The sequence below is a fragment of the Actinomadura sp. GC306 genome (assembly GCF_004348665.1).
GTDB lineage: Bacteria > Actinomycetota > Actinomycetes > Streptosporangiales > Streptosporangiaceae > Spirillospora.
This window is the reverse complement of sequence record NZ_SMKM01000240.1, coordinates 1-10,239: the sequence shown is the minus strand read 5'-3', so window position 1 is coordinate 10,239 and position 10,239 is coordinate 1. Positions and strand designations below refer to the sequence as shown.

Below are 10,239 nucleotides of genomic sequence, written 5' to 3'. Positions count from 1 at the left end.
CCCCGGGGCCGCGTCCGACCACCGGTCCCCGTCTCACAGCGTGTGGCGGTACCAGCCGCCGTTGGAGCCGACGGTCAGCCACGAGCGGTCTCCGAGGGGCATGACGTCGTTCCGCGAGAAGAATTCGGAGGGCATCGGCCCGAGCACCCGGCCCGTCCGGACGTCGACCAGCTGGTTGTGGTGGAAGTCCAGGTCCTGGGCCTCCTCGTCGTCCTCGTCCTCGGCCAGTTCGCCGTGGACGGAGACGATCGCGGTGTCCGCGTCGAGGTAGCCCACGATGTAGCCGATGAAGAACGTCTCGTACCTGTCCTCGTCGTATCCGAGCGCCTCGGCCGAGACGACGACGTCCTCCCGCCCTTCGGGGAACGTGCGGATGACGAGCTCCTCCAGCAGACCTCCCCGCACTTCCCGGACCGTCATCACGCGGCCGCCGTCGGGGGACAGGTCGAACAGCGTCGCGTCCCACACGTATTCGCTGACGACGATTCCCGTGTCGTCCAGTCGGGCGCGGTAGACGCGCGCTCCGTCCTGTCCCTGGCCGACGTTCAAGAGGATCTGCTCGCCGTCCGGGTGGACGAAGTGATACGCGCCGTGCCCGGTGCTGCCCAGGTCGACCTGTCCGAGCACGGCGCCCGTGGCCGCGTCGAAGGCCAGCCACTGGTCGGTATGCCCGGGCCCCTTCATCGCCAGGTCGGGCCGGTAGAGCCACACAACGTCGCCCCTCAGCGAGAACGCGCAGGCGGCGGCGCCGTTCATGTACCGCTCGGGCGCCGCATCGAAGTCGCTCCGCCACCGGATCCCGCCGTCACGCCCGACGCAGATGAGAGCGTCGTCGGTCGTGTAGGCAGCGCACTCCAGATCGGGCGCCGCGGCGTGGTCGCAGGGGCTGGCCTCGGAGGGGAACACCGCCGCCCGTTCCATCAGGGATCCGTTGCGGATCAGACGGGAGAGGTCGTAAGCGGCGATGGCGGTGTGCGTCGCCTTTGTCAGGACGCGCCGGCTCATGATCACGCGTCCACAGGCTAACCGCCCGGCCCGGCACTCGGTGCGGAATGCCCGAATCTTCCGAGCGCGATCCGGGAACACGCCATCCGGGAACACCGCGCCGGGAGCCGGCCAGCCCGGCCGCATGGCCGACGGAAGCCGTACCGTCGCGGCTCCGCCCGCCGCGCGGCGGTCACCGCCCGGCCGCACGACCGGAACGGCGTGCGGCCCGGCGGGCGAAAGGTCCGGGTCAGCGGACCTCGGTGATCTCGGGGCCGCGCTCGAAGGGGTTGAAGTTCTCCTCGCCCTCCGCGGCCTCCGCGTCCTCCTGGCCGGCCTCGCTGAACTCCTTCGGGATCCGCAGCTCCAGCAGGTCGCGCGGCGGCATCGGCGCGTCGCCTCGGTGGACGACCACGCCGCGCAGCACGTCCTCCAGCATCTGCCACTGCTCCTCGTCCTCGATCGCGGCGCCCTGCACCACGGCCTGGAGGAACCAGCGGGGGCCGTCCACCCCGAGGAAGCGGATGATCTGCGGCGCCCACCCCTGCTCGATGAACTCGGCGGGGATCTGCTCGCGGACCTCCTGCGGCATCTCGGCGAGGACCTCCTCGGTCAGCGCCGCGGGCACCATCGCCAGCAGTTCGGGGCCGAACGGGCCCTCGCCCTCCTGGATCTGGCCCTTCGCCTCCTCCTGGATGTCCCTGGCGGTCTCCCGGCGCACCTCGTCCCAGATGCCGCTGCGCTTCGGCGCCGCGAACACCTGGAGCTGCATGGCGCTCTCCTCGTACTGCACGAGCACCGCCACGGGCCGCCCGTCGGTCGGGTTGCCCTCAGCGTCCACCTGGGTCGGCTCGATGTTCACCTGGAACCCGAGCCCGGGGGCCACGGGCACCTGCATGGCTCCGAAATCGAGGCGCTGCATCTCGGGGAAGGAGTCCTCGGAGTCCCACGGACCGCCTTCGGGGGACTCCGCCTTGGCGGGAGCCTCCTCGGCGGTCTCCGCCGGCTCCGCTTGCGCCTCGGTCCCCTTCTCGGGCTCCTCGGCCTGCCGGCGACGTCCAAAAGCCACGACTCACGCTCCTTCTCGACTGTGCTCATTGTCCCCGGAGGCGGGTGCGGGTCCGGATTCGCCCGGGGAGCCGAATCCGCCCGTGGAACCGAAGCCGTTCGCACCGCGCGCCGATCCCGGAAGCTCGGCGACCTCGTGGAAGACCGCCCGCTCCACCCGCTGCACGACCATCTGCGCGATCCGGTCTCCGCGCCGCAGTCGCACGGTGGCGCGGGGGTCGGTGTTCAGCAGGGTCACCTTGATCTCACCCCGATAGCCGGCGTCGACCGTTCCGGGTGCGTTCACTATGGTCACCCCCAACCTAGCGCCCAAACCGGACCGGGGGTGAATGAAAGCGGCGTAGCCGTCCGGGAGTGCGATCGCCGTCCCGGTCGGGACCACGGCGCGCTCCCCCGGCGGGAGCTCGACGTCCACGGCGGCGACCAGATCGGCGCCCGCGTCGCCCGCGTGGGCGTACCTGGGCGGCGGCAGCCCGGGATCAAGCCGCCGGAACAGCACATCGACCTCGCCCATGGATCCACCTCTTACGCGCGCCTGCCGGAGAACCCCACGACCCTACCCAGGGCCCGTCGCCCGGCCGGCGCTGAAACGCCGCGCCGCGCGGGTCCGGCAGTCGACCCTATCCCGCCCCGGGGGGTGACCACTTCCGGAAGGTTTGCCGCCAAAGCGAGAGATCACGCGTAGCGTCACCTCTGTTACCCGCGGTACTTCTGTGGGGGTTGCGTCCCCGCAGGAAGGGGACGGTATGAGCGCACCCGGAAAGTACGTCACCCACCGGTCGCTGGACGGCGTGCGCGTCCGGCTCTCCGGCGCCCAGGACCTCCGGCGGCCCTGCACCTCGGTGGCGCGGATCGCCGACGGCGGGCGGCTCCACGAGATCTCCAGCGGCACCCGCACGGACGCCCTGGCCTGGGCCGAGGACATCGGGCTCGACCGGTTCGAGCAGGAGTTCCGGATGCAGGGCGGGCGGCTCCGGGTGGGCCGGACGGCGGCCCGCGACGCCGAGACGGGGGTGCGCGACCCCGTCCTCGCGGCGGTGTGGGAGGGCCGTCGGCACGCGGTGTTCACGCACCTGTACCACGCGCGTCCCGCGGACGCCGTGGCGTTCTTCGGCACGCTGCGGCTGACCGAGCACCCCGACGGGGTCACCGCCGTCCCGCGCGGCCGGGCCCGGCGCCCCGAGCCCGCCGAGATGGTCAAGGAGGTCCCGGGCCTCGGGCTGCTGGAGATCACCGCGCTGAACCAGCGGACGCGCCGGCGGCTGCCCGCGTGGCGCGGCGCGCCGGTCGCGGGCGGCGAGCTGTTCCAGGACGTGATCGAGGGCCAGGGGCCGTACTTCCTGCTCGCGCTGCGGTCGCTGCTGGTGACCGTCCTGCCCGAGGAGGACCGGGTGCGGGAGGTCCCGCGGCGCCTGGCCGGCCTGTCGGTGGCGGCGATCCGGTGACCGGGACGCTCGCGGGGATCGCGGCGGTCGCGGTCCCGCTCGTGCTGCTGCTGTCGGCGGCCGGGCAGGTGCGCGCGCCCGGCGGGCTCGCGGCGGCGCTGCGGGCGCACGGCACGCTCCCCCGCGCCGTCACCGGCCCCGTCGCCGCCGCCGTGATCGCGGCGGAGGCCGGCACCGGGGCGTGCGGCGCGGTGGCACTGCTGCTCTGGACGGACGTACCCATGCGCGCCGCGTCCGCCGTGGCGGCCGTCCTGCTCGGCCTGTACGCGGGCTACGGCGCGTACGTGGCGCGGACCCGGCGCGGCGTCCCGTGCGGCTGCGCGGGCCGCGACACCCCCATGACCGGCTGGGTCGCGGGACGGGCCGCCGCCCTCGCCGCGCTCGCCCTCGCCGGCGCCCTGCACGGCCTGCCCGCGGGCCCCGCCCCCTTCGAGCTGACCGTCACCATCACGGCGGGGCTGGCGTTCGCGGTGCTGCTGTGGACGCTCCCGCACGCCATGACCGAGGAGAGGAGACCGGCCGGATGAGCTTCCAGAACAGCGCACTGCTGCTCTCGTGGGTGGCGATCCTGCTGCTCGCACTGGTGGTCGCCGGGCTCGTCCGGCAGGTGCACGCGCTGAGCCGGGGAGCCCCGCCCCCGCACCGGACCGGGCTCGGGCCCGCGCCCGGCACGGCCGCGCCCGCGTTCGACCGGCTCGGGCCGGGCCTCGTGCTCTTCCTGGACCGCGACTGCGGCGTGTGCACCGAGGTCCTTTCCGCCGCCGCGGCGCCGGACGGCCCGGTCCCGGACGGCCCGCTGCACGCGGTCTTCGCGGGCCCGCCCGCCGGCGGCGTCCCGCCCGGCGCACGCGTGCTCACCGGGGAGCAGGACGGCCTGTTCGCCGAGTACGGCGTCCCCGCGACCCCGTTCGCCGTGCTCGTCGGCGAGGACGGGCGGGTGCGGGCCGCCGAGCCCGTGGGCTCCGCCGAGGCCCTCCGCGAGCTGACCCTGGAGGCGACCCGATGACCGAACGAACGACCGACCCGGCGATCGAACCGATGGGCGAGCCGCCGGTGGTCGAGCTGGCGGACATCCCGCCGCTGCGCGGCCCGCGGCCCGCCGGTGCCCGGCGCGCACGCCGGCGTCCCGTCCCGTCCGACGCGCCGACGCTCCGGCCCGTGCGGCGCAGCGTCCTCACCGGCCTCTTCGCCGCCGGCGCCACCGCCGGGCTGAAGGCCCTCGGGGTCTTCCCGCCCGCCCGGGAGGCGGTCGCGTCGGGGTTCCAGCTGGTCGGCTACTACGACATCTATCCGCGCTGCCCGTCGTACGCGGCGGACCACAACTGCTCGCCGGGGTGCGGGCCGAGCTACGCGTGCAGCTGGTGCTGCCGGACGAGCGGCAAGTACAAGGGCTTCCACAAGTCGGGCGCCTCGCATCCGGGCTGGTACAAGCTGCGTCCGAGCCAGTGCTACAGCGGCGGCTACGACGGGTGGCTGTGGGCGTACGCCAAGAGCTGCGGCAAGTGCAAGAAGGGCGTCACCTGGCGCTGCCACGACGGATGGAAGAAGTCCAAGCAGGGCAACTGGTACAAGACCATCTGCCGCAAAGCGGTGACGTGCAAGAACTGAGCGCCGGGCGCGTGCGGCGGGGCCTGGCCGACCCGCTGCCGCCCGCCGCGGCCCTGGCGCTGCTGGCCGTCGCCGCGGCCGCGCTCGACGCGTCGGTGCTGTGCTGGGCGTCGATCGGGGCGCTGGCGGGCTTCTCGCTGTCCGGCAGCGTTTGAACGCGCAACAGCGAATCGGTGCTGTTCTCGCCAGGCTGGCGGGCTCACGTACGGCAGGGCGAGGTCCTGGCCGTCTTCACCCTCGGGCTGCTGGCCGGGGGCACGCTCAGCGCGGCGGTGATCTGGCTGCTGTCCGGTCTCGCCGCGCCGCTGCCGCCGGCCGTGCGCGCGGCGGCGATCGTGGGCGTGGCCGTCCTCGGCGCGGCCCGCGAACTCGGCGTGCTCCGCGTCCCGCTGCCGCAGAACGCCCGGCAGATTCCGCCCGAGGTCCTGCAGGCCCGGCTGCGCCTCGGCTCCCTGCAGTTCGGGTTCGAGCTCGGCACGGGCGTGCGGACCTACGTCTCCGCCAGCAGCCCCTACGTCCTGGCGCCGGCGCTTCTGCTCAGCCACCCGGGGCTCGGCGCCGCACTTCTCACCGGCGCGGCCTTCGGTGCAGGGCGCGCGCTGAGCGCCGTCCTCACCTATCTGGCCCGGGACGAGCACCGGGGCACCGTCCTCGCCGCCCGGATGCCGGCCGTGCAGACCACCGCCGCCCTGGCGATCCTGGCCGCTCTCACCCTCCTTGTTCTGTGACTCCCGCTACCGGCGGATCGCCCGGTTCGCCTTGACGTCCTCATTGGACCCCGATTCGATAGAAACCGAACGGGATTCTGAGTACGGCTGCGAAGGTGGGTGCCCGGCATGACGACCACGGCGGGGGAGAAGGTCGACGGCAACCTGTCGAACCTGAAGTTCTGGGCGCTGCCCCCCGATCGGCGCATGGACGCGTTCGCGCGGCTGCGGCAGCTGGACCACCCGGCGTTCTTCCCGGAGCTGAAGCTCCCGTTCGTCAAGACCGGGCCCGGCTTCTACGCGCTGGCCAGGCACGCCGACGTCGTCGAGGCCAGCCGCACCCCGGAGGTCTTCAGCAGCGAGCCCTGCTCCAACAGCATCGCCGACATGCCGGGCTACCTCGCCCGCTACTTCGGCTCGATGATCAACATGGACGACCCCCGGCACGCCAAGATCCGGCGGATCGTGTCGCGGGCGTTCACCCCGCGCATCCTGGCGAAGATGGAGACCGACCTCCAGGCGACCGCGACCCGGATCGTGGACGACCTGATCGAGAAGGGGTCCGGGGACTTCGTCACCGACGTCGCGGCCCGGCTCCCCCTCCAGGTCATCTGCGACATGATGGGCATCCCGGAGAGCGCCCGCCCGATGGTGTACGACCGGACGAACACCATCCTCGGCCTCGGCGACCCCGAGTACAGCGGCGGCCGGGACTACACCCGCGACGGCATCACCCGCCTCGGCGCGCTGTACGGGCTCCTCAAGGTGATGGTCGCCGGGTACGAGCTCAACCACCTGGCGATGAAGCTCGCCCGCAAGCGGCGCCGGCAGCCGGGGGACGACCTCGTCTCCGCGCTGGTCGCCGCGGAGGTCGACGGCGAGCGGCTGACCGACCAGGAGATCGGCTCGTTCTTCATCCTGCTGGTCGTCGCCGGGAACGAGACGACGCGCAACGCCATGTCCCACGGCCTCAAGCTGCTCACCGACAACCCGGAGCAGCGCGCCCTGCTGCTGGAGGACTTCGACGCCCACATGCCCGGCGCCGTGGAGGAGATCGTCCGGATGTCCACGCCGGTCATCCAGTTCCGCCGGACGGTGACCCGCGAGTACGAGATGAACGGGCACCGGTACAAGACCGGCGACAAGGTCCTGCTCTTCTACAACTCCGCCAACCGGGACGAGACGGTGTTCGACCGGCCCGACGTCTTCGACATCACCCGCTCCCCCAACCCCCACGTGGGGTTCGGGGGCCCCGGCCCGCACTTCTGCATGGGCGCCAACCTGGCCCGCCGGGAGATCACGGTGATGTTCCGGGAGCTGTTCACGCGCGTCCCGGAAATCCGCGCCACCGGGGAGCCCGACCGGCTGTTCTCCAGCTTCATCAACGGGATCAAGCACCTGCCCTGCGAGGTCTGACCCGCCGGCCCCGGCCCGCGTCCCCGCCCGCCGCGTCCCCGCCCGCCGCGTGCGCGGCGGCCGGGGGCGGCGGTCACGGGGCGAGCACCACGTCGACGGTCAGGTCGGCGGGGGCGTCCTCCAGCGTCAGGTCGGCGATCCGGCCGGCCGCGGCCAGGTCCGGGCGCGCGATCCGCAGCACCTCGGCGCCGCGGACGACGGCGCGCGAGACGTCCGCGCGCATCGACGCCTTCGCCTCCGACTTGGCCTTGCGGACCTGCCGCAGCGCCTCACCGGTCGCGGCGAGCACGGCCGGGTCGCCGCCCGGCGGCAGCTCGGCCTGCGTCGGCCACGGCGCCGTGTGCACCGACCCCCGCCGCCACCACGACCAGACCTCCTCGGTCACGAACGGCAGGATCGGCGCGAACAGCCGCAGCAGGACCGACAGCGCCGTGCGCAGCGCCGCCCGCGCCGACTCCGCCTCCGGCCCGTCCCCGTAGGCGCGGGTCTTGACGAGCTCCAGGTAGTCGTCGCAGAACTCCCAGAAGAACCGCTCGGTGCGTTCCAGGGCCCGGGTGTAGTCGTAGCCCTCGAACGCCTCCGTCGCCTCCCGGACGACGTTGGACAGCGCCGCCAGCATCGCCTTGTCCAGCGGCTGCGCGACCGGCGCCTCCGCCCGCACCTCGCCGAGGCCCAGCACGAACTTCGAGGCGTTCAGGATCTTGATGGCGAGCCGCCGGCCGATCTTGATCTGGCCGGTGTCGAACGCGGTGTCGGTCCCCGGGCGCCCGTTGGCCGCCCAGTAGCGGACGGCGTCGGAGCCGTACTCACGCAGCAGGTCGATCGGCGTGACGACGTTGCCCTTGGACTTCGACATCTTCTTGCGGTCGGGGTCGAGGATCCACCCCGACAGCGCGGCCGCCTTCCACGGCAGCGACCCGTGCTCCAGGTGCGCGCGGACGACCGTGGCGAACAGCCACGTCCGGATGATGTCGTGCGCCTGGGGCCGCAGGTCGAAGGGGAACACCCGGCCGAACAGGTCCGCGTCGCGCTCCCAGCCGCCCGCGATCTGCGGGGTCAGCGACGACGTCGCCCAGGTGTCCATCACGTCGGGATCGCCCGCGAAGCCGCCCGGCTTCCCGCGCTGGTCCTCGGTGTAACCCGGCGGGACGTCGGAGGACGGGTCGACCGGCAGCGCGTCCTCCGCCGGCGTGATCGGCTCGTCGTAGCGGGGCTCGCCGGCCTCGTCCAGCGGGTACCAGACGGGGATCGGCACGCCGAAGAACCGCTGCCGGGAGATCAGCCAGTCGCCGTTGAGGCCCTCGACCCAGTTCTCGTAGCGGGCCCGCATGTAGCCGGGGTGCCAGGCCAGCTCGCGGCCCCGCGCGAGCATCTCGGCGCGCAGGTCCGCGTCCCGGCCGCCGTTGCGGATGTACCACTGCCGGGTCGTGACGATCTCCAGGGGCTTGCTGCCCTTCTCGTAGAACTTCACCGGCCGGCTGATCGCGCGGGGCTCGCCGTCCAGGTCGCCGGACTCGCGCAGCAGCTCGGCGACGCGCTCCTTGGCGGAGAACACCGTCTTGCCGGCCAGCTCGGCGTAGGGCCCGGCGGGGACGCCCTGCGGCGGGTCGGCGGCGAGCCGGCCGTCCCAGCCGATGACCGCGCGGGTCGGCAGGTCGAGCTCGCGCCACCAGGTGACGTCGGTGACGTCGCCGAACGTGCAGATCATCGCGATGCCGGAGCCCTTGTCGGGCTCGGCGAGCCGGTGCGCGAGGACCGGGACCTCGACGCCGAACAGCGGCGTGCGGACGGTCGTCCCGAACAGCTCCCGGTACCGCTCGTCGTCGGGGTGGGCGACCAGCGCGACGCACGCGGGCAGCAGCTCCGGGCGGGTCGTCTCGATGTAGACCGGCCGCTCGTCCCCGTGGAACCGGAGCCGGTAGAACGCGCCGGGCTGCTCGCGGTCCTCCAGCTCGGCCTGGGCGACGGCGGTGCGGAACGTGACGTCCCACAGCGTCGGCGCCTCCGACACGTACGCCTCGCCGCGGGCGAGGTTGCGCAGGAACGCGCGCTGGGACGCCGTCCGGGCGGTGGCCCCGATCGTCGTGTAGAGCTGCCCCCAGTCGACCGACAGGCCGACGCGGCGCCACAGCTCCTCGAACGCCTTCTCGTCGACCTCGGTGAGCCGCTCGCACAGCTCGATGAAGTTGCGCCGCGACACCGGGAGCTGCCGTTTCGGGTCGGGCTTGGCCGGCGGCTCGAAACCGGGGTCGTACGGGAGGGACGGGTCGCACCGGACACCGAAGTGGTTCTGGACGCGGCGCTCGGTCGGCAGCCCGTTATCGTCCCATCCCATGGGGTAGAAGACCGCCCGACCGCGCATGCGGTGGAACCGCGCGACGGCGTCGGTATGGGTGTAGGAGAAGACGTGGCCGACATGGAGCGAACCGCTCACGGTGGGCGGCGGGGTGTCGATCGAGAAGACCTCCCCGCGCGGCCGCGTGCGGTCGAACCGGTAGACGCCTTCGTCCTCCCAGGCGCGTACCCACTTGTCCTCCAGGCCGTCCAGTGAGGGCTTGGAAGGGATGTGCGGAGTACGCGGCTGCTCTGTCATGGGCCAATGGTATTGACATCGGGCGCCTCCGCATGACGATTACCCGCGCCGACGCGGCGATCGCCTCGCCCCCGGTGGCGGGCGGTTCCGGTAGCGTCGCGAGACACCGACCGAGTGGAGGACGACAATGGCGGACAAAGGCGATATCGGCTGGAAGGTGATGGCCGGTGCCGCGGCCTTCGCCGGCGGCTTCGTCGCGAGGAAAGTGATCACGGCGGCGTGGAAGAAGACCACCGGCAAGGAACCGCCGACCAACCCCGAGTCCCCGGACGTGGACCTGATGGAGGCGCTCGGCTGGGCCGTGGTGATGGGCGTCGGCATGGAGATCTCCCGCGTCCTCGCCACCCGCGCCGTGGCCAACCAGTGGGTCAAGGGCACCGGCGAGCTCCCGGCCCACCTGAGGGCCAAGGTCTGAAAC

12 protein-coding genes are annotated in these 10,239 nt (G+C 73.0%); 8 read left to right on the top strand and 4 right to left on the bottom strand.

What is annotated here, in order from left to right; translation table 11 throughout:
- Positions 1-33 precede the first annotated feature (33 nt).
- The 3 genes from E1200_RS26140 to dut all read right to left on the bottom strand — a co-directional run bounded on the left by E1200_RS26140 (position 34) and on the right by dut (position 2,566).
- Positions 34-1,011: a hypothetical protein gene (locus E1200_RS26140; protein WP_131954727.1), complete on the bottom strand. Its 978-nt coding sequence runs from the start codon at positions 1,009-1,011 to the stop codon at positions 34-36.
- Positions 1,012-1,234: 223 nt separating this feature from the next.
- Positions 1,235-2,053 carry a DUF3710 domain-containing protein gene (locus E1200_RS26135; RefSeq protein ID WP_131954726.1) on the bottom strand — a complete coding sequence of 273 codons (819 nt, stop codon included), beginning with the start codon at positions 2,051-2,053 and terminating at the stop codon, positions 1,235-1,237.
- 3 nt (positions 2,054-2,056) lie between these two features.
- Complete coding sequence (gene dut, locus E1200_RS26130; protein ID WP_131954725.1) at positions 2,057-2,566, bottom strand: dUTP diphosphatase; 510 nt, start codon at positions 2,564-2,566, stop codon at positions 2,057-2,059.
- Between the two features lie 232 nt (positions 2,567-2,798).
- Here dut and E1200_RS26125 point away from each other — a divergent pair, with 232 nt between their 5' ends.
- From E1200_RS26125 to E1200_RS26100, 7 genes are all read left to right on the top strand, one after another.
- Positions 2,799-3,497: a hypothetical protein gene (locus E1200_RS26125; protein WP_131954724.1), complete on the top strand. Its 699-nt coding sequence runs from the start codon at positions 2,799-2,801 to the stop codon at positions 3,495-3,497.
- The gene (locus E1200_RS33970) at positions 3,494-4,024 is read left to right on the top strand and encodes a MauE/DoxX family redox-associated membrane protein (protein ID WP_165950464.1); all 531 of its coding nucleotides are present in this window, start codon (positions 3,494-3,496) and stop codon (positions 4,022-4,024) included. The genes E1200_RS26125 and E1200_RS33970 overlap by 4 nt, the downstream gene beginning before the upstream one ends.
- Positions 4,021-4,503 (top strand): hypothetical protein, encoded by a 483-nt coding sequence (locus tag E1200_RS26115; RefSeq protein WP_131954723.1) that lies wholly within the window; start codon positions 4,021-4,023, stop codon positions 4,501-4,503. Before E1200_RS33970 ends, E1200_RS26115 begins: the two co-directional genes overlap by 4 nt.
- Positions 4,500-5,105 carry a hypothetical protein gene (locus E1200_RS26110; RefSeq protein ID WP_131954722.1) on the top strand — a complete coding sequence of 202 codons (606 nt, stop codon included), beginning with the start codon at positions 4,500-4,502 and terminating at the stop codon, positions 5,103-5,105. The genes E1200_RS26115 and E1200_RS26110 overlap by 4 nt, the downstream gene beginning before the upstream one ends.
- The gene (locus E1200_RS33965; RefSeq protein ID WP_165950463.1) at positions 5,093-5,260 is read left to right on the top strand and encodes a hypothetical protein; all 168 of its coding nucleotides are present in this window, start codon (positions 5,093-5,095) and stop codon (positions 5,258-5,260) included. The genes E1200_RS26110 and E1200_RS33965 overlap by 13 nt, the downstream gene beginning before the upstream one ends.
- An 18-nt stretch (positions 5,261-5,278) precedes the next feature.
- Positions 5,279-5,833, top strand: a complete 555-nt coding sequence (locus tag E1200_RS26105; RefSeq protein WP_131954721.1) for a hypothetical protein — start codon at positions 5,279-5,281, stop codon at positions 5,831-5,833.
- Between the two features lie 108 nt (positions 5,834-5,941).
- Positions 5,942-7,228, top strand: a complete 1,287-nt coding sequence (locus E1200_RS26100) for a cytochrome P450 (protein WP_131954720.1) — start codon at positions 5,942-5,944, stop codon at positions 7,226-7,228.
- 73 nt (positions 7,229-7,301) lie between these two features.
- On the opposite strand, the gene valS is transcribed toward E1200_RS26100, so the two are convergent.
- Positions 7,302-9,821 carry a valine--tRNA ligase gene (gene valS, locus E1200_RS26095; RefSeq protein ID WP_131954719.1) on the bottom strand — a complete coding sequence of 840 codons (2,520 nt, stop codon included), beginning with the start codon at positions 9,819-9,821 and terminating at the stop codon, positions 7,302-7,304.
- 127 nt (positions 9,822-9,948) lie between these two features.
- Here valS and E1200_RS26090 point away from each other — a divergent pair, with 127 nt between their 5' ends.
- Positions 9,949-10,236, top strand: a complete 288-nt coding sequence (locus E1200_RS26090; RefSeq protein ID WP_131954718.1) for a DUF4235 domain-containing protein — start codon at positions 9,949-9,951, stop codon at positions 10,234-10,236.
- Positions 10,237-10,239: the final 3 nt, after the last annotated feature.